Genomic DNA, 19,111 nt, shown 5'->3' with positions numbered 1-19,111 from the left:
GAACGAGTAAAACTTGTTCCAGGGGTTTTTTCGGGTTTATAACACTAGGATTCATGGTATTTACTTCGATCCTAATGGCATAATAAAAAAGGCAAAGCAGCTCTCTTCATTAATTAATTATTTCATTGAAAATTAAACCATCATCGTCTAATTTAATGATTTTAAGTCGATTTTCATTTTTAACAAAGATGCTTTTGTATTCTTTATGACCTTCACTATTTTCAAAGAATATGACACGAGTTCCTTCGTTATCTGTTTCAACGTTAGCAATATACTTAGTCAAATCAATATTTTTAGCTAACATTATAAACTCAGGGAAACTTTTTATATCACTTTGTACTTCAGTAGAATTAGCGCCTTTCTCAGCGTTCTCTTCAATTGTTACATTTTCTTCTACGTCCACATTTTCAGTATCTACGGCATTATCTTCATTAGTATCTACCGTTTCTTCGGAACATCCCGCAAGTAGAGCTAATCCAAGAAAAGCTACTAATAATTTCTTCAAATCATAAACACTCCTTAAATAAATAAAGTCCTAAAACATTATCCTAGAAGAGAGTGTGAATGAAGTCAAATATTTTTTAACGACGGCTAGGAGCCCGCTTACTGAAAGCTTAAGAGAAATTTAAGGAAATCAATTGTTTTCTTCCATTAAAAAGGCACTTTCCAACTAAGTGCGTTTATATTCCAACTAAATCGTTCATTATTCCAACTAAGCACTCTTAATTTCCAACTAAATTAATTAAGTTTGATATTATTTAGTTATTTCGAATAGGAGGAGCAGTTTCTTCAGGGGTTAACTCTCTTACCAATACAGGGACAGGATAGTCCAATCCTTCTCTGTTTTCAAGTTTCACTGCATAAAGTGATTGGAGCGCTTGATGGTCTTCTGGACGGAAGGTCATGGTGCCTTTTGGTGATTCAAAGCTCATTCCTTCCATTGTCTCTATAAGTTTATCCGCATCGGTATTACCTTCTGTTTTCTTCACTGCTTCTACTATCGCTAATGCTGCACTCATTCCACCTGGCGTGAAAAGATCCGGAACATCCCCATTAAATTTCTTTTTATGTTCCTCTACAAGCCATGTATTTACTTTGTTGTCTGGTAACTCATGATAGTAAACTGTAAAACCTTCCATTCCTACAAGAGGTTTCATTGTAGGTAAAGTGGCTATATCTGCAACACCCGTCGAGATTTTGATTCCTTTTTCTTGTACTTTCATATCCATAATTTGATTCCAAGGTGTATTGGAGCCTGCCCAGATAACATATAAATAATCAGGTTTTTGATCGATAATCTTTTGAATATTGGAAGTGAAATCTGTAGCAGCAGGATCCACATATTCTTCATGAATAATGTCTCCACCTAGCTTGATAGCTGCTTCTTTAAATGCAGCAACACCATCTTGACCAAATGAGTAATCGGGAGCAAGTGTAGCAATTTTCACTCCTTTTTTAACGATAGCTGCTGCACCTGCGACCGCATCTTGAGATGAATTTCGTGCTGTGCGGAAAATATACTTATTGAATTCCGCGCCTGTGATACTATCAGCAGCTGCTGGCTCTACAACCATAATTTTTTCATATTCCTCTGCAAGAGGTAAAACAGCTAATGTGTCACCAGAGCTAGATGACCCTACAAGAAAATCCACCTTATCTTCTTCTAATAGTTTGGTAGCTTTTTGTACCGCTACCTCTGCTTTCGTTTCTGTATCTTCTACAATAAATTCAATTTTACGACCTTCTACTTCCAGTGTTCCATCTGTTGCATAGTCAAGACCAAGCTCAAAGCCTCGAACAGATTGTTTTCCATAGGATTCTAAACCACCAGTTAAAGATGCGAGTACACCAATTTTAATAGGTGCAGCATCATTCGCTTCAACCTTTACGGTATCGCCCTCATCAGAGCTACAACCAAATATAAACAACAGAATTGATAAAAATAGACCTAAGCAAACAGTTTTGTTTTTAAAAATTTTCATTTTCTTTCCCCCTTAGTCTCTTATTTTTATTAAAGTTGTCGCTGCCCATGTGTAACCTGTACCTGCACTAACTGCAACAACGATGTTCCCTTTTATAAGTTTTTGATCAGCTTCGGCAAAATCGAGCCCTACGAGTGGATCTAGGGCTGACATATGGCCATGATGGTCAAGATATACTGCTTTTTCTTCGGAAAGTTCTAGTCCGTCTAAGATTTGATTGAACATCGACTTTTTTGTATGCAATGGGAGGAGCATATCGATATCCTGCAACGTATATCCACTTTTTTCTACTGAATCTTTTACTACCTTTATAAAATTAGCTACAGATACTGGGTCAAGCCGTTCTTTCATATCAGCGGGATCCTTTACATCAATAAAATGTAGATTCTCTTCCACTGTTTCATGGGAAGCGGGGAGAACAGACCCTCCAGCTGGAACACGGATATCGTCATGGAAGGAACCATCTGTGTAAATGGATGACTCTAAAACTTCAAATTTACCATTATCCCTTGATAGAAGTGCTGCTGCACCCCCATCAGCAAAATTGAACATAAATCTTGATCGAGGATTTTGATAGTCAATAATTTGCGATTCTTTACACCCTCCAACAAGTAATATATTGTTTAGTGTCTTATCGGAAGTTAACATATCTTTTGCTACTTTAAGGGCGATGGGAAAACAAGAGCTGACATTCATTATTTCAAAAGCATAGGCATTTTTTATTCCGAGCTCATATTGGATTTTTGGGGCGCTTGACCAAACGCCATAATCTTTAAACGGACTTCCAAAGTAAATGACAACGTCTATATTCAGTGGGTCTACCACCTCTAGTAGTGGCAAGGCAGCATTAATGGCCATATCAGAAGCATGCATGGATGAATCAGCAACATGTTTTTCGTATAGACCGAATTTTTCTTTTATCACATTTTCTGGAATGCCTGTTTTCTCTTCTAGTAACTGGGCTGTTTCAACTCCGGGTGGAAAATAAGTGCTTGTTTTTACAATTTGTATCATATCTTTGCTCCTTCCTTTGGCATCATCATTTTGGCCTCTCCTTTTAACACAACCGTATTATCCTGTTTTCGGCAAATCGTCTCTAGCCGCAGAATTCCCCGATCCTGATCAATCTCTAATATTTCAGCACTAGCAGTGATTGTATCTCCAATGAAAACTGGCTTTAAAAATTTAAGGGACTGCTCTAAATAAACCGATCCCTTTCCAGGAAGCTCCATGCCAAGTAGCCTAGAGAGAAAGGAGGTAGTTAATAAACCATGTGCTATTCGCTTTCCAAATCTCGTGTCGTCAGCATATTCCTTATCGACATGTACAGGATTATAATCACCACTTAAACCAGCGAACATGACAATATCAGTTTCGGTAACTGTTCTACTAAAGGATGCTGTCTGTCCAACAAAATAGTTCATCATAAGCTCATCACCTCTTCTAGATAAAATTTTTTTAGAGTTGCTTTATCGATTTTACCCGTCGCATTTTTGGGTAAAGCGCTTACAATTTTAAAAATGCTTGGAACTTTATAGCGGGCTAATTTTTTAGTGCAATATTCTTTCAACTTCTCATCTGTAAAGTTTGTTTCTTTTTTTAGGACAATAAAGGCGATAGGTGTTTCACCCCATTTATCATGGGGAACTCCGATTACAGCTGCTTCATCCACATCTGGAAGCTCGTAAATGACTTTTTCAACCTCTAGAGGATATATATTTTCACCTCCTGAAATAATCATTTCTTTTTTTCTGCCAGCAATGAAAACAAAGCCTTCCTCGTCTTGTCTTACAATATCTCCAGTTGCAAACCATCCATTTTGAATTGCTTTAGCTGTTTCCTCGGGGAGGTTATAGTATTCCTTCATAACAGTCGGTCCCTTTACAAGCAATTCGCCATACTCTCCAGGTGAAACTTCTTTTGCTTCTTCATCAACAACTCGTATCTCGGTAAACATAACGGGTTTACCAATCGAGCCGACCTTACGGTGATAGTCTTCTTCCGATAGTAAAAATACAGTAGGGGAAGTCTCGGTCAATCCATAGCCTTGCCCAAAACTAATCCCTTTTTCTAAGTACCAACGTATTAATTCTTCAGGACATGGTGCGCCTCCGTTATAAAAGAATCGAACGGAGGTTAAATTAGTCGTTTCAAAGCTTGGGCTTTTCCGTAAAGAATCATGAATCGTTGGAACACCCATAACAATGGTGATTTCATGCTTCTCGATATATTCCAACGCTTGCTCAGGGTCAAATCGCTCAGGAACTACAACAGTACCGCCAGATAACAGTACAGGTAATGTGAATAAACCAATTCCTCCAATATGGAAAAGTGGTAATAACGTAATAATTTTATCTTTAGAAGTAATATCAAGTCCTACAGTATTATTAATTGCATTCCAAAACATATTTTCTTGGGTTAAGACGGCTCCTTTAGGCCTTCCCGTTGTTCCAGATGTATAACAAATAATGTAGGGGGCAGCTGAGTCAATTTCGGTAGGTGTTAGTTGTTCTGTTTTTGCAAGATTAATTGTTTCGAATGTTAATAACTGAAACAGTGTTCGATTTAATAACTCTTTACCTTTAGTATGGTTGTCGTTATCAACAATGAGTGTTTGAAGTCCGCTATCCTTTAGCTGATACTCTAACTCATCTACAGTTAAGCGAATATTAAGTGGAACTGCCACAGCATTTAGTTTTGCCATTGAGAATAGAACAATAATAAAATCAATACTATTCATAGACAGAACGCCAACTCGGTCTCCTTTTTTAATAGAATAAGTGGACTGTAATACTCCGGCAAATCGATTGATCATTTTGCTCATTTCTAAATAAGTAAGATTTCTCCGATCATCTATTAAAGCTAGCCTATTTGGTGTAATGATAGAACGCTGATCAATCCAATGTGATATACCTTTCACTCTGACATCACTCCTGCTTTTATTTTCGTAATCCTTGGAAAATAAGGGCTATTGCATCTTCTAAAAGATCCTCTGGTACATCTGTATCCTCCCAGTAAATCCATCTCATCCCTAAAAACTGACTAATTCCCATTAAACAATAAGCAATCGTTTCCGTATCGTACTTTCTTATTTCTTCTTTTCCGATAGCTTCCTCAAGACCTTTAATGTATCCAGAGGCAAGTCGCTCGTAATACCAACGATATAGTTGTTCATCCACAAGAACCGTTTGTTGTACAATGCTATACAAATTGCGATGATTTTTTACCCAAGAAAAGAAAGTTCTAAAGCCAATTCTTTGTGACTCCTCAAAATTAGTAGCTCTCTTAACAGCGTTTCGAATTTCACTTCGAAAGGTGTGGCTCATGTTTCGAACAAGTTCTTCGAAAATGGACTGCTTAGAAGGAAAGTAGTTATAAAATGTGCCCTGTGCTACTTTTGCTTTTTGTGTGATATCAACAATGGAAGCATTAAAATAACCCTTTTCACCAAAAACTACTTCTGCAATATCAAGTAAGTGCTGTCGTGTTTTTTCTCCTTTCTTTGTAAGTGGTAGGGAATGGGAAGATAAATTTATTATTTCTGACATATGAATCACCTCTCAGTTTTTATAATATGTAAAATATTCAGAAATTACAATACCCTTTTAAAAATAATTTATATAAAAATCTAGTTTGTAATTATCCAGACGAAAAATTAATAAAATTTAAATAAGGAATATTCAATAGTTTACTGGAGAACTGGTAGGTGTCTTTTATAAAGCAATTAAAAGTTTAATTTGAACAGAAGAAGGTACATTTTCGAGAAACGGATGAATATACTGTGTTGAGAGACTGGGCTCAAATCTATAAATTTTCTCCTGCTCGCTATAAAACTACTTTTTGGGCATTTTTGAAAAAATATTTTAATATTTTTGTTGTTTTATAGTATAATATTTTATAATATTGAATTATCAGAATTTTAAGGAATTTATTTGGGGGTGAAAAATGCTTCAAGAGTATATTGAGGGGTTTATTAATGATCAAAAAATTCCAGGTGTAGTAATTCATGTGCAGCGTGATTTGGATGTTCTATTGAAGCAAAATTACGGTAATTTTACAGCGAGAGACGGCAGTACTCAGTCAATTATGCAACAAACAATTTTCGATATAGCATCTTTAACGAAAGTAGTAGCGACCTTACCATCCGTATTACTGTTATTAGCAAGAGGAGAAATTGTATTAGAGGATTCAGTACAAAAATTTTTACCTAATTTTCTACATGAAACAGTTACGATTAAGAACCTACTTCAGCACAATAGCGGTCTTCAGGCAGATTTATCACCACCTGTACAAAGAGATGAAATAAGAAATATTTTGGAAGAAATATATCTTTTGAAGTTAAGCTACGCGACAGGGGAAAACATTGTTTATAGTGATTTAGGAATGATTTTACTAGGTAAAATCATTGAAGAAGTTTCAGGTAAATCCTTAAATAGTTTTGCTAATAAAGAAATTTTTAAACCTTGGAACATGCAGCACACTACGTTCAATCCCTCAAAGTACCTCCTACATAATATTGCATCTACTGAATTGGTAAATGGACAATATGTGCAGGGGGAGGTACATGATGAAAAGGCATTTTTGTTAGAAGGTGTTTCAGGGAGTGCAGGTTTATTTTCATGTGTAGAGGACTTAGTAAAGTATGCGCAATACTGGTTAGGCATATCAAAACAATCGATCATACCATCTGAATGGTTGGATTTATGTCATGCTCATTTATTTCAACATCGAGGCCTCGGTTTCGAAGTTTGGACTGGGCAGAATCCGGTACTATCCTGCGGAAGGAGGTGGACGGTCGGCTCTTTTGGTCATACAGGTTTTACAGGGACAAGTATTTGGATGGATCCAAAGAGGAAATTATTTGTAGTGCTACTAACAAATGCAGTGCATTATGGAAGACACTTTCACATGAAAGAGTTTAGACAAGGGGTTCATGATTTGGTTTATGAAATGTACATTTCAAATTAAAAGGGGCGTATCAAAAATGAAAAAATCAAATAAGTTTCTATTTCTGTTTTTGTTTGTCATGTTATTTACTTTAGTTTTAGCAGCATGTTCTGACAATAGTGATGATACTTCAACTAATAGTAATAATAGTAATAGTGAGGATAATGGTAAAAAAAGTGAAGCTACAGAAAAAGTAAAGTTAACAATTGGTAGTTGGCGCACAGAAGATGTAGCGAAATATGAAAAAGTTATCGCGTTGTTCAACGAAACAAATCCTGATATTGAAGTTGAATTTAATCCAACTAAAAATACGGAATACAATACAGTTTTAAATACAGCATTGCAAGCAGGAGAAGGTCCTGATATTTTCCATCTACGTCCGTATGCAGCAGGATTAAAGCTCGCTGGAGCTGGGTTTGTTGAGCCAATTACAGACCTAAAGGGATTAGATCAATTTTCAGATGACTATTTAGCTGCTTCTCGAGGAGAAGATGGAAAGCAGTACGGTGTACCATTAAACATTAGTTCAACACAATTTTTCTATAATAAAAAAATATTTGCAGACCAAGGACTTGAAGTGCCTACAACTTGGGATGAATTTATCGAAGTGAATGAAAAATTATTAGCAGCAGATATTACTCCGATTGCGATGGGAACTAAAGAGAGCTGGTTATTATCTTTAACACATGGCATTGTAGGACCGGGTGTAGTTGATGGAAATGCTTTCGCAGATAAACTAGTTACTGGTGAAAAAGACTTTACAGATCCAGCATTTGTTGAATCAATTGAAGTAATGAATGATTTGAAAAAATATTTCCCTGCTAACTCAGAAGGATTAGGGATGGAAGATATTCGTACATTATTTGCTATGGAGCAGGCAGCAATGTTCCCACTTGGAAGCTGGGAAATCCCAGTCGTTAGTGAACTGAATTCAGATTTAGATTTCGGCTTTTTCCCAATGCCTTCAAAAACTGGCAATCAAACAGTGACAACTTGGGTAGATGGATCATTTGCGATAAATGCAAACTCTAAAAACAAAGAAGCTGCAAAAACGTTTTTAGAATTTTTAACAACAAAAGAGTTTGGAGAATTATTTGTGGAAGAGTTCAAAATGATTAGTGCGCTTCCTGGTATAACTTCAAATGACGAGCTTCTTAGTGAATTAAGTAAAACAGTGGAAACCAATTCAACTCCATATTACTGGGTAATTAACTTTGTAAGTGGAGATCCGACAACGAAATCAGTATTAGAAACAGAATTACAAGGGATGTATTTAGGAGAAGTAACGCCAGCGGAAGTAGCTCAAAAAGTGCAGGAAAATGCAGAAATTTCATTTGAGCCTTTTAAATAACAAACAAGGAGGCTGTTAATGATGACTATGACTGTACAAACAGCTTCAACAAAGAAGGAAAGAAAAAAGGGGAAACGGTGGACTATCCACCTTTTCCCAATACCTGCACTTATTATTTATGCTTTGTTTGTGCTCTATCCTATATTAGCTGCATTATCTTATAGCTTTTATTCATTCAATGGTTTTTCACGAGAGTCATTTGTTGGCTTTAACAATTTCATTACATTGTTTACGACAGAGCCCTATGGTTCTATGTTTTTGAATGCATTTAAGAATAACGTGCTGTATTTTATCTTACAAATGATTGTTATGAATGGCTTAGCGTTTTTACTTGCATTTATTATTTATAAAAAAGTAAAAGGTGCTGAGTTTTTCAAGATTGCCTTTTTTTTACCACGTTTATTATCTGTAATTGTTGTAGGTTTTTTATGGAAGCTTATTTTAAATCCAAACTTCGGTACATTGAATATGTTGCTAGGTAAGCTAGGATTAGAGGAATTACAACGAGCATGGCTTGGAGACCCAAACACAGCACTAGTCTCTATTATTTTAGTGAATTGCTGGTTTGGATTAGGTTTTGGGGTATTAATCTTTTTAGCAGGTTTTCAAAGTATTCCTGTTGAACTAGTGGAGGCAGCTAAATTAGATGGCGCAAAAGGAATGACGATGCTTCGGAAAATTTATTTACCATTAATGGTACCTTCCATTTTAATCATGACGGTATTAACATTTATTCAATCTTTTGAGGCATTTGAGCTCGTATATGCAATGCAAGGGTCAATGGGAGAGCCGTATTTTTCTACGGACACGTTAGCTGTATTCTTTTATCGCTTAGCATTTGGTAGTTCCACATCCGGAAGCTCGGATGCTATAGGGCTAGGCTCTGCTTTAGCAACAGTGTTATTTTTCTTCATATTAGTATGTACAATGGTATTCTTGAAATTTATGAATAAAAAAGAAGTACAAATGTAAGGGTGAGTAGTATGAAGAACAGTTCGATATGGTCGAAGCCATTTTATTATGTTATTGTGTTTGCCGTCGCCACAATTAGTTTGTACCCGATTTTTTTAATGTTTTTATCTTCGTTTAAAACGAGTGCTGAAATATTCAAGAATCCATTAGGATTGCCAACGAGTTTTAGCTTAGATACATATAGAACATTATGGAGTAAAATTCCGTTTGATCAATATTTTATCAATAGTGTAATTGTTAGTGTAACCTCTGTCGTGCTCGTTGTTCTGTTTTGCTCGCTAGCAGCATTTTATATTGCACGCTTCAAGTTTAGCTGGAATAATGCTATTTTCTTTTTATTTTTATTAGGAATGATGATTCCAATAAAACTAGGCATTGTACCACTCTTCATCTTAATGCGTGATTTAGGTCTAATTAATTCGCTTTGGTCTCTTATTTTTATGAATATCGCTACAGGTACACCCCTAACAATGCTTATTCTGACTGGCTTCTTTAAAACAATGCCTATGGAGTTGGAGGAAGCAGCAAGAATGGACGGGGCAGGAAACTTACGTGTGCTTTGGAATGTGCTTCTTCCATTAATGCGTCCAGCATTGGGTACAGTGATTATTGTAAACTTTATTTCCGCATGGAATGATTTTTTCTTCCCATTAATTTTTATTACTGAAAAGGCGAAGATGACAATTCCGGTTGGAATGTTATCCTTGTTTGGTGAGCACTCGGCGGATTGGGGATCCCTATTCGCAGGCTTAACATTAGCTTCTCTACCGATGATGATTCTATTCTTAGTTGCATCGAAACAATTTATGGAAGGGCTGACAGCCGGTGCGCTTAAGTGAGGAATACTTTATCGGTGTAGATGGAGGAGGAACGAAAACAGTCTGTGTTATTGGAGATAGCTCTGGTCGAATAATTAGCAAGGTCGTAGGTAAGGGTTCTAATATTAAATCTACGAAGCCTGAAAAGGTACGTATTCAAATTTTGGAGCTTCTAGATACTTTATTAAAGCAGTCTGGTATACAAAAGGAACAGGTTTCTTCAATATATATTGGAACTGCAGGCGGAGACAGAGAAGAAGATAAACGAACATGGATTAACTGGATGAGTATATATTTTCAATCACATCCTTGTCGTATTCAAATTACGAATGATGCTGTGCCTGCCCTTGTAAGTGGCTCATTTAGTTTGAATGGGCTTGTAGTTATTGCGGGCACAGGATCGATTGCTTATTTAGTACAAGATGAAGGAGCGCGTACTACACGTTCGGGGGGCTGGGGCTATTTATTTGGTGATGAAGGAAGCGGTTATCATATTGGTAATGAAGCACTTCGCTATGTAACAAAGTATATTGATAAACATGGCAATTTTTCGCAAGATGAACCGTTAACGCAGGCTGTTTTGCGACATTTTAAGCTACAAAATTCATCTGAAATTATTACCGCCGTGTATGATCACGATAACCCACGTACAGCTATTGCATCATTAGCAAAGCCAGTAATAGAACTAGCAGAGCAAAAGTATGGACCAGCTAATGATATTGTTCAACATGCAATTATGTCGTTAGTTGAGCTTCTTTCTACCATACTAGAGCGGGAGCAGGAAGCCAAAAAAATGCCGATTGTACTAAGTGGTGGCTTATTTTTAAATGATATGTTTTGTGCTTCATTTGTAGAGGCTATGCGAAAGTTTGATAATGAATTATATGTACCTTCATTACCACCAGTGATTGGCTCGTATATAAATGCATTGTTTAGCGTAGGCATCCCGCTCACACCTAAACTGAAAAGAGAAGTTATTGAGTCATGGAAACATCTATGATGAACATAACGATGAAAGGTATGACGTAAATGAATGGATTGGAAAAACTAGCAACGGAAAGATCCAACCCGAAAACGAGTAAATTAGATAGCATGTCCGTGAAGGAAATTATTAAAACGATGAATGAAGAAGATCAGACAGTTGCAATTGCAGTAGCAAAGGTTTTGCCACAAATTGAGGATGCTATTCACATTGTGTATGATAAGCTCTCAAAAGGTGGGAGATTGTTTTATGTAGGAGCAGGAACGAGCGGTCGAATTGGTCTCTTAGATGCTGTTGAGTGCCCGCCTACATTTAGTACTTCCCCACAAATGGTACAGGCAGTATTGGCCGGTGGTTTAAGTGCTGTAATGGTTGCTGTTGAAGGTGCAGAGGACGATAAGGAGCTTGGAGAAAATGATTTAATGCAAAAAAAAATTACTTCAAGTGATGTTGTTATTGGAATTGCTGCTAGTGGGAGAACACCTTATGTAGCGGGGGCACTATCTTATGCTCAAACAATCGGGGCTAAAACAATCAGTTTAACAAGCAATATGCAGGCAGCTATCAGTCAATTTGCGAATGTAGCGATTGAGGTAGAGACTGGTCCAGAGATACTAACAGGCTCTACGCGCTTAAAAGCTGCAACAGCACATAAAATGGTTTTAAACATGATTTCTACAGCTACAATGATTCAACTGGGCAAGGTGTACCAAAATTTAATGGTCGATGTGCACGCTAGTAATTTCAAGTTGAAAGAACGTGCAAAGAGAATTGTTTGTGAAGCAACAAATGTAACGAATGAAGAGGCAGAGAAAGCGTTAACTGAAACGCAATTTAATGTAAAGCAAGCGATTGTAATGCTTTTAACTGAATTCACAGCCGATGAAGTAGCTGTATTATTGAATAAGACAGATGGAAAAGTTCGGGCTGCAATCGGAGAAATAAAGCATTAATATGGGGTGAATAGTTAATAACTATTCACCTTTTACTATAAATCTAGTAATAATTGAGGGTGTGTGAATATGCCACAAAAGGTAAATGCGGGATTAGCAATATTAGAGGAAATGAAGGATCGACTACCTCGCTCAGAGCGAAAAATTGCCGAATATATTTTAAAAAATCCGAAGGAGTCAATTAATTTTACAGCTGTAGAGTTAGGTAAAAAAAGTGGTACGAGCAGTGCGGCTGTTATACGGCTTTGCAAATCGATTCAAGTTAATAGCTTTCAGGATTTAAAGCTTAGAATTGCTGGCGATTTGCAGCATGAGCGTAAGGATGTACGTGATATTGGGCCGAATGAATCGTTTGAAACGATGGTTGAAAAAATCACACATCAAAGTATTCGTTCGTTGAGAGAAACTACAAATATGCTTGATATGGAGCAGTTATCGAACGCTGTAAAAACTATTTTACAGGCGGATCATATTTATTTTTTTGGGGTAGGAGCTTCAGGTATTGCTGCAATGGATGCACAGCAAAAATTTATGCGTATTCATAAACAATGCTCCTTTTATCCAGATGCACATTTAGCTGCAACTGCAGTGGCAAATGCATCAAAAAATGATTTAATATTTGGCATTTCATTTTCAGGTGAAACACATGAAGTATCGAAGATTTTAGAAATCGGAATGAAGGCTGGCGCTAAAACAATTAGTTTAACACGCTATGGCAATAGTCTGGTCGCGGATTTAGCTGAAATAAATTTATTTACAGCAAGCTCATTAGAACCTGCTTTTCGAAGTGGGGCAACATCTTCAAGACTTGCACAGCTACACGTAATTGATATTCTGTTTATGTGTGTTGCCACAAGTACATTTGAGCAAACGATCGGTTATTTAGATGCAACAAGAATGGCGATTGATGATTTGTATCAAAAGGTACCAAAAAGAAAAAGTGCTAACGAATAGTATAAAATATGTTAAAGCGTAGTAACAAATTCTTTTCTATTACTGGCATGATATCTTATCTTCACCAGTATTCTGTCATTCATGTACCTAAATGCCTTAGCTTTTTGCCATTACTAGGCAAGCAAAAAGTATTTAAGGCATAATTAGGAAAGAGAAAAAAAGACATTGTTTTATAAATAAAGTAACCCCAACCTCTGGTTGGGGTTACTAGCTTATATGAATCTAATAATTAAAATCTATTACGTTTATTTAAAGGATCGTTGTCTAATCGGTTTTCTTCCATTGGATCATTATCCAACGCCTTATTTTCAGTATAGCTTACTAGAGTAGGATCAGATAAATCGACATCATCATCGGTACGCTGAATATCTGCTTCTTCACGGCGAACTGTCTCGTTTACAAGTTCCGTGTCCTTCACTTTTTTCTTGCCTACGACGATTTCTTCACTTACTACTGGTCGTTTTGTTACTTCCACTCGTTCTTCCATGACCGGAATATGAATTTTTTCGCCATCATCCACTATATCTCCAGCGGCAGTCTCGTCAACCACAGCACGTCTTTCGATATACACTTCCTCACGCTCCACTGGAACTTCAACCGTCTCTTGCTCTTCCACAACATGTTTCTCGACGTTCACTTCACCAGCTCGTTGACGTTCTTTATCAATAGACAATCGTTCTTCATGAAGTCGCATACTTTCTTCGTGTGCCAGGTTATCGGTCAATTTACCCGTAGCGGCGAAATTAGTACCTGTGGTTGTTGCACCTAAGTCAATATTCTTGTCGTCATAGATAGTACCGTACTCTTTGTCGACATAGAGAAGAATGGAACCGTTTTTCACTTCATTGTAGTAGCGATCTGCCTCTTCATTTGTAAAGCCCATATTGAGAAATGCCGCTCGAACCGGCTCATCACCGCTTAGGAAAGCCATGAACTTGTCTAGCCAATTCCCATCCACTGAGGACAGGTCGACATCGGTCTGTCCGCGAACGATTGATAGAGAATCTTTATCGTTCGTCACTACATAAATATCATCTTCTACATAACCTTCTAGCTTCAACTCATTTATCTTGTCCATTACTGCCTGCTCAGTTCTAAAAGATCCAACATATTTTTTGTCTGCCATTATTAATCTCCTCCTAAGACGTTAAGTATTAATATCGTGCATGTTTAATAGATACCCATTCGTTTCTCAGATAAACAAAAGGGACTGTTTCCTTTGAAAATTTATTTATGAACAGAAATGACTTCCTTTCGATTAGAACGCGAGTTTGATACTTGTTTAACAAATTAATAAATTCCATAAATTGGTTTAAAATTAATGAGATTAATTTGCTAGAATAATACAGGTGTGCAATTAAAGTTGTGCAACATAAGGAGGGTATTTTATTGAAAAAAGCATTACTTTATATTTCTTTACTACTAGTTTTGCTACTAGTTGCGTGTGGAGAAAAGGAAGCAACAAATGAATCTTCAGCTCCTACAAATAAATCGGAAGAAGTTTCAAATGACATTGAAGTGACAGAAAAAGCTGATAAAACTGATTCTGCAGAAACTAAAGGATTCGGCAAACGTTCAAATCCAGTACCAGTTGGAACAACTCAAACCGTTGATATCGCTATCTACGATAATGAATCTAATTCATTCGCAGGAAAAGCAGATATTACAATTACTGAAGTGAAACGAGGCCAGGAAGTACTTGACCTTGTATTAGCTCAAAACGAATACAATGAAACGCCTCCTGAAGGATACGAATATATCCTACTAAATGTAAAAGCAACTTTGACTGAAGCGGAGACCGAAGATTATGCATGGTTGGCTGATGGATGGGATTTTGACTTTATCGGGGAGGATGGCTCTCCATACGAGATGACCTCCGTAGTTTATGAACCGGAGTATCACGGCGAAGTTTATGTAGGCGGTACAGTAGAAGGATTTGTTGTAAATCAAGTAAAAGTAAACGATCCTATTAAAGTAGTCTACGAGGATGGTAACTGGGATAATGTATTTTTCTCAACAAAATAATATAGGTAGGAGATTAGAGAGTTGAAAAAGCTATTATCATTTTTAATTGTACTAGTATTTATCGTATCAGCTTGTGGTACAACTGAAACAACCAATGAAAAAGAAACAACCAATGAAAAAGAAACCGAGAAAAGTAAAGTGGAGGAAACTGAAAATCAATCTGTTAATGTCGAAAAAGGATTGATCAATGTGGAAGTCACACTACCAGCTTCTTTTTTTGAAGACCAAGACATCAACGAAGTTGTAGCAAGTGCTAAAGAAGCAGGTTTTGACAAAGCTACAGCCAATGAAGATGGTTCTGTTACATATAAAATGTCTAAAGCTAAACATAAAGAAATGATGGAAGAAATCAAAACAGGTATATTGGAAACTGTAGAAGAAACAAAAAACAGTGAAGACTATACTTCTATTAACGACATTACTCACAATGACTCCTTTTCAGAATTCACATTAGTAGTGGACAAAGCTGCTTACGAAAATAGTTTTGATGGCTTTGCTGCTTTTGGTTTAGGAATGTCAGGAGCATTCTATCAACTATTCAATGGCGTGAATGCAGAAGATTACAAAGTCGAAATCTCTATTAAAGATGAAGCTTCAGGTGAAGTATTCGACACACTTGTTTATCCAGATGCGTTAGAAGAATTAGAAGCAGAATAAGAGTTAAAAAATCCCAATCATTATTTAATGAATGGGATTCTTTGTTATATTGGAGGAAGTTGAGGAGCAAAATAGTCATATTTACATTTTCTACTATTAAAATTACACCTAATTATGTAAAATAAAAGAAAAAAGAATTCGAAAATATGGAACATAGCATGTAGACTTTAATTTTTACTGAAGTTACGCATAAACAGTTTATGTGACTATGATTGGAGACTGGGTGTATGGATGGGGAAAAGACGAGATATTCTAGACTTGCGAATATAACAAAAATAATAAATACAAAGCTAGAACTGCGTGAAGTATTACAGCGTGTAACAGAGGCGATATCTGAGGAGATTGTTCAATGTAGTTCTGTTGGAGTTTTTCTACCCCGGGAAGATGGAACATTCAGAGGATACGCTGGAAAACCAGATAACATGAATGGGGAAACGCTGGATACACAAATAATTGATCCTGAAAAAGACATACTTGCAAGAGAAGTTATCGAAACTCAAAAAACTATTTACATCCCTGATACCTCTAAAGATAATAGGCCGTATCCTAGAGCAGTTGAAGTCTTTAAAATTAAATCTATATTAGCTCTTCCTATCTCATTTGAGCAGGAGTTATTTGGTCTAGTTTTTTTATTTAATAATGGGACTCCAATGCACTTAACAGAATCAGAAATTCAAAGTGTTGAAGCATATGTTAATATGGCGGCTGTTGCAATTGGAAACGCGAATAATCTAAAGCAAAAAGAAAACCTTATTAATGAAAAGCAGTTGCTATTGAATGCTACTCGTGATTTATCGATGTGTTCTTCTATACAAGAAAGTCTTGATAAATGTTTTTTTTACATAGGAAAGTTTCTACATAGCAAAAATATTGCTGCTCACCTCCTAGATCCGTTTGAAAAAACAACGATTAGATTAACAAAGTTAAGTATGAGCTGTGATTTGACAGAAGCAGGTTGGATGGAAACACTTAATAATATTAATGGGGACAAAAGCTATAGTGATGTGATCCAAGAGGTTATTGAAACCAAAAGTATTATTCACCTATCTAGTTTAAATCTAAATCTAAAGGGGCTCCTAATGATTCCATTAGTTTCAATGGGGGAGGTATTAGGTGTCATAGTGGTTGTCAATTTAGATGGGGAATCTCCCAATTACGATAATTCCGAAATTCAAATGGTGCAATCAATCGTGGATGCCACAGCCCCTACATTTTCAAACTTAATCTATATGGGTCAACTTGAAAATATGGTAGATGAGCGGACAAGAGAATTAGCCGCTGCAAATGAAAAAGTTACGAGTGTTATTGAAAGTATTACAGATGGCTTCTTTGCTTTAAATAAAGACTGGGAATTTACATACATAAATGAATATCAATATTTACCACAAGGGAAAAAACCTAATGACGTAATAGGGAAGAATATGTGGGGATTATTCCCGGAAAATATAGGGACACACATTTACCAAGAGCTCCATCGTTCGATGTCACAGCGTATTACTGTAAATTTTGAAATGATTTCCCCGTATAACAATAATTGGTATGAAGTAATGGCTTATCCATTTGATGATGGCATTTGTTGTCTATTAAAAGATATTACGGAAAAAAAGAAATATGAGAAGGAATTAAAAAGGTTATCAAACCTAGATTTAATAGGGCAAATGGCTGCAGGTATTAGCCATGAGATTAGAAACCCTATGACGACGGTAAGAGGATTCTTGCAGTTAATAAGAAAAGAAGAAGAATTTGATAATGATAATGATTACATTGATATTATGATTGAAGAATTAGATCGTGCGAATTCGATTATTACTGAATTTCTCTCCATGGGGAATACAAGAACATCCGATTTACAGATGTTAGATTTAAATGCAATCATCCATGATATTACCCCTTTAATAGAAGTTGATGCATCTAATCAAAATAAACTTATTCAATTTGATACGCAAGACATCCCAAAATTACTATTAAATCGTAACGAGATACGGCAATTATTAGTAAACTTGTACCGAAATGGTCTAGAAGCAATGTACGAAGGGAAAGTTCTCTCCATTAACACATACAAGGAAGATGAAAAATGTGTGATCCTTTCAGTTAGAGATCAAGGAGAAGGAATCAGGCCTGAAGTATTAGAGAAACTAGGCACACCCTTCTTCACGACCAAAGAGAATGGTACAGGCTTGGGACTAGGTATTTGTTATGCCATTGCTGCACGCCATAATGCGAAAATTGAGATTCAAACGGGTTCGGAAGGAACTACATTTTTGGTTAAATTTAAAATATGATATAAAAAATATTATTCATTAGAGGTAAAACTAGATAAATCAGACTGTAGACAAACGTGATTATTTTATAGGATAGGTCGGGTTTTCCGAAGCTTACCGCTCGCTTTTTGTCTGGGCCTCGTAGATTTCCGTTCCAGACGGACGCGTTCCGCCGGCATGGCTTCAGCCGCTTCCCTCGCTACGCTCAGTCCAGGGTCTTCAGCTCATGCTATTCCGGCTGGAGTCGCCGCCTTCCACTCCAATCAACTATTATTCGCTTTTCAATAAGAAAACTATTGGAAAAGGCGACACTCCTGCCGGTCAATAAAATGCTACCTTATCATTGTCTATATTGAGGTAATAGAAAATGACGACAAAAAAATCAAAATAATAAACGAGGCCAATTAGCCAACTGCTTGTTGTCTACATTTGGGTTTACATGTTTTACCTCTAAATTGAGTTAGTAGTTAAACTAGTACCCAGTTATTCTTAATTGCCAGAACTACTGCTTGGGTACGATGTTCTACTCCTAATTTTTTTAGAATATTAGATACATAGTTTTTTGTTGAATTAACAGACAAAAACATATTTTTGCTTATAGTTTCGTTATTATGGCCAAATGCTAACTGTTGAAGCATTTCCCATTCTCTGGGAGTTAATAATTCAGGTGGTTGAAAAATTGGTTTAGGTGAAGAGGCTTCCTCTAAGTCACTCAACCTTCTTACATCTAGCATGATTTCGTGTATGATTTTTCCGTCGATATAACTATGACCGTTCTTTACGTTCGCTATTGCATCTTTAATATCATTTCTTCCATTCGTCTTAAACAAGTAACCTTTCACACCTAATCTAATCATTTCTTTTGCAAATTCTTTGTCCTCATCACTTGTCAGGATAATAATAGAAGCTTGTGGTCGCTTGGTTAATAGTTTTTTTACCGAATGGATTGTATCTTTTTTATTGTTATCTACTTCAGATATGATTACATCTGTTATATGTTCCTCGTAGATATTGAGCATCTCATCAGAAGATGTACCCTCAGAGACTACTTTTATATTTTCCGACTGCAATCGTTCTTTAATTTTGGTTCGGACCATCTCTCGATTATCAATAATCGCAACATTTATCATTTGAATTTCTCCTTTCACAAGAGTTTCAAAGGTATGTATCAATTGAATACCCCCTATTTCAACTTCCTAGACATATTTT

General features: G+C 36.4%; 18 protein-coding genes. 10 read left to right on the top strand and 8 right to left on the bottom strand.

What is annotated here, in order from left to right:
• Positions 1-109 precede the first annotated feature (109 nt).
• The 6 genes from WAX74_RS09265 to WAX74_RS09240 form a co-directional block, all read right to left on the bottom strand.
• Positions 110-505 (bottom strand): lipoprotein, encoded by a 396-nt coding sequence (locus WAX74_RS09265; protein WP_336497375.1) that lies wholly within the window; start codon positions 503-505, stop codon positions 110-112.
• Between the two features lie 253 nt (positions 506-758).
• Positions 759-1,982, bottom strand: coding sequence for a substrate-binding domain-containing protein (locus WAX74_RS09260; protein WP_336497374.1), 1,224 nt, complete (start codon positions 1,980-1,982; stop codon positions 759-761).
• A gap of 12 nt (positions 1,983-1,994) precedes the next feature.
• Positions 1,995-2,996, bottom strand: coding sequence for a 3-oxoacyl-ACP synthase (locus tag WAX74_RS09255; protein ID WP_336497373.1), 1,002 nt, complete (start codon positions 2,994-2,996; stop codon positions 1,995-1,997).
• Positions 2,993-3,409, bottom strand: a complete 417-nt coding sequence (locus WAX74_RS09250; RefSeq protein WP_336497372.1) for a MaoC family dehydratase — start codon at positions 3,407-3,409, stop codon at positions 2,993-2,995. The genes WAX74_RS09255 and WAX74_RS09250 overlap by 4 nt, the downstream gene beginning before the upstream one ends.
• Positions 3,406-4,902 (bottom strand): o-succinylbenzoate--CoA ligase, encoded by a 1,497-nt coding sequence (menE, locus tag WAX74_RS09245; protein WP_336497371.1) that lies wholly within the window; start codon positions 4,900-4,902, stop codon positions 3,406-3,408. Before menE ends, WAX74_RS09250 begins: the two co-directional genes overlap by 4 nt.
• A 19-nt stretch (positions 4,903-4,921) precedes the next feature.
• On the bottom strand, positions 4,922-5,530 hold the full coding sequence (locus WAX74_RS09240) for a TetR/AcrR family transcriptional regulator (protein ID WP_336497370.1): 609 nt from the start codon (positions 5,528-5,530) through the stop codon (positions 4,922-4,924).
• Positions 5,531-5,927: 397 nt separating this feature from the next.
• On the opposite strand from WAX74_RS09240, the gene WAX74_RS09235 reads away from it, so the two are divergent.
• The 7 genes from WAX74_RS09235 to WAX74_RS09205 all read left to right on the top strand — a co-directional run bounded on the left by WAX74_RS09235 (position 5,928) and on the right by WAX74_RS09205 (position 12,959).
• Complete coding sequence (locus WAX74_RS09235) at positions 5,928-6,950, top strand: serine hydrolase domain-containing protein (protein ID WP_336497369.1); 1,023 nt, start codon at positions 5,928-5,930, stop codon at positions 6,948-6,950.
• A 16-nt stretch (positions 6,951-6,966) separates the two neighbouring features.
• Entirely contained in the window at positions 6,967-8,280 is a 1,314-nt protein-coding gene (locus WAX74_RS09230) for an ABC transporter substrate-binding protein (RefSeq protein ID WP_336497368.1), read from the top strand.
• 27 nt (positions 8,281-8,307) lie between these two features.
• Entirely contained in the window at positions 8,308-9,252 is a 945-nt protein-coding gene (locus tag WAX74_RS09225; protein ID WP_336497510.1) for a carbohydrate ABC transporter permease, read from the top strand.
• Between the two features lie 11 nt (positions 9,253-9,263).
• Entirely contained in the window at positions 9,264-10,091 is an 828-nt protein-coding gene (locus WAX74_RS09220; RefSeq protein WP_336497367.1) for a carbohydrate ABC transporter permease, read from the top strand.
• Positions 10,078-11,070 carry an N-acetylglucosamine kinase gene (locus WAX74_RS09215; RefSeq protein WP_336497366.1) on the top strand — a complete coding sequence of 331 codons (993 nt, stop codon included), beginning with the start codon at positions 10,078-10,080 and terminating at the stop codon, positions 11,068-11,070. The genes WAX74_RS09220 and WAX74_RS09215 overlap by 14 nt, the downstream gene beginning before the upstream one ends.
• Positions 11,071-11,099: 29 nt before the next feature.
• Positions 11,100-12,005: an N-acetylmuramic acid 6-phosphate etherase gene (gene murQ, locus WAX74_RS09210; protein ID WP_336497365.1), complete on the top strand. Its 906-nt coding sequence runs from the start codon at positions 11,100-11,102 to the stop codon at positions 12,003-12,005.
• Between the two features lie 69 nt (positions 12,006-12,074).
• Positions 12,075-12,959, top strand: a complete 885-nt coding sequence (locus tag WAX74_RS09205; protein WP_336497364.1) for a MurR/RpiR family transcriptional regulator — start codon at positions 12,075-12,077, stop codon at positions 12,957-12,959.
• 229 nt (positions 12,960-13,188) lie between these two features.
• Here WAX74_RS09205 and WAX74_RS09200 read toward each other — a convergent pair whose 3' ends face one another.
• The gene (locus WAX74_RS09200; RefSeq protein ID WP_336497363.1) at positions 13,189-14,085 is read right to left on the bottom strand and encodes a YsnF/AvaK domain-containing protein; all 897 of its coding nucleotides are present in this window, start codon (positions 14,083-14,085) and stop codon (positions 13,189-13,191) included.
• Positions 14,086-14,348: 263 nt separating this feature from the next.
• Here WAX74_RS09200 and WAX74_RS09195 point away from each other — a divergent pair, with 263 nt between their 5' ends.
• The 3 genes from WAX74_RS09195 to WAX74_RS09185 all read left to right on the top strand — a co-directional run bounded on the left by WAX74_RS09195 (position 14,349) and on the right by WAX74_RS09185 (position 17,923).
• Positions 14,349-14,984, top strand: a complete 636-nt coding sequence (locus tag WAX74_RS09195; RefSeq protein ID WP_336497362.1) for a hypothetical protein — start codon at positions 14,349-14,351, stop codon at positions 14,982-14,984.
• Positions 14,985-15,005: 21 nt separating this feature from the next.
• Positions 15,006-15,641, top strand: coding sequence for a hypothetical protein (locus tag WAX74_RS09190; RefSeq protein ID WP_336497361.1), 636 nt, complete (start codon positions 15,006-15,008; stop codon positions 15,639-15,641).
• 227 nt (positions 15,642-15,868) lie between these two features.
• Entirely contained in the window at positions 15,869-17,923 is a 2,055-nt protein-coding gene (locus WAX74_RS09185) for a GAF domain-containing sensor histidine kinase (protein ID WP_336497360.1), read from the top strand.
• 446 nt (positions 17,924-18,369) lie between these two features.
• Here WAX74_RS09185 and WAX74_RS09180 read toward each other — a convergent pair whose 3' ends face one another.
• Positions 18,370-19,074 (bottom strand): response regulator transcription factor, encoded by a 705-nt coding sequence (locus WAX74_RS09180; protein WP_336497359.1) that lies wholly within the window; start codon positions 19,072-19,074, stop codon positions 18,370-18,372.
• Positions 19,075-19,111: the final 37 nt, after the last annotated feature.

The sequence above is a fragment of the Psychrobacillus mangrovi genome (assembly GCF_037104765.1).
In the GTDB taxonomy this organism is placed as follows: Bacteria; Bacillota; Bacilli; order Bacillales_A; family Planococcaceae; genus Psychrobacillus; species Psychrobacillus mangrovi.
The sequence above is the reverse complement of the archived record's forward strand: the minus strand, read 5'-3'. Positions and strand labels throughout refer to the sequence as shown.

Excerpts from the sequence above, each read along its gene's own strand:
- WAX74_RS09230 (WP_336497368.1), top strand. The coding sequence starts at position 6,967 with ATGAAAAAATCAAATAAGTTTCTATTTCTGTTTTTGTTTGTCATGTTA.
- WAX74_RS09220 (WP_336497367.1), top strand. The coding sequence starts at position 9,264 with ATGAAGAACAGTTCGATATGGTCGAAGCCATTTTATTATGTTATTGTG.
- WAX74_RS09240 (WP_336497370.1), bottom strand. The coding sequence starts at position 5,530 with ATGTCAGAAATAATAAATTTATCTTCCCATTCCCTACCACTTACAAAG.
- WAX74_RS09260 (WP_336497374.1), bottom strand. The coding sequence starts at position 1,982 with ATGAAAATTTTTAAAAACAAAACTGTTTGCTTAGGTCTATTTTTATCA.
- WAX74_RS09250 (WP_336497372.1), bottom strand. The coding sequence starts at position 3,409 with ATGATGAACTATTTTGTTGGACAGACAGCATCCTTTAGTAGAACAGTT.
- murQ (WP_336497365.1), top strand. The coding sequence starts at position 11,100 with ATGAATGGATTGGAAAAACTAGCAACGGAAAGATCCAACCCGAAAACG.
- WAX74_RS09200 (WP_336497363.1), bottom strand. The coding sequence starts at position 14,085 with ATGGCAGACAAAAAATATGTTGGATCTTTTAGAACTGAGCAGGCAGTA.
- WAX74_RS09255 (WP_336497373.1), bottom strand. The coding sequence starts at position 2,996 with ATGATACAAATTGTAAAAACAAGCACTTATTTTCCACCCGGAGTTGAA.
- WAX74_RS09225 (WP_336497510.1), top strand. The coding sequence starts at position 8,308 with ATGACTGTACAAACAGCTTCAACAAAGAAGGAAAGAAAAAAGGGGAAA.
- WAX74_RS09235 (WP_336497369.1), top strand. The coding sequence starts at position 5,928 with ATGCTTCAAGAGTATATTGAGGGGTTTATTAATGATCAAAAAATTCCA.
- WAX74_RS09185 (WP_336497360.1), top strand. The coding sequence starts at position 15,869 with ATGGATGGGGAAAAGACGAGATATTCTAGACTTGCGAATATAACAAAA.
- WAX74_RS09205 (WP_336497364.1), top strand. The coding sequence starts at position 12,075 with ATGCCACAAAAGGTAAATGCGGGATTAGCAATATTAGAGGAAATGAAG.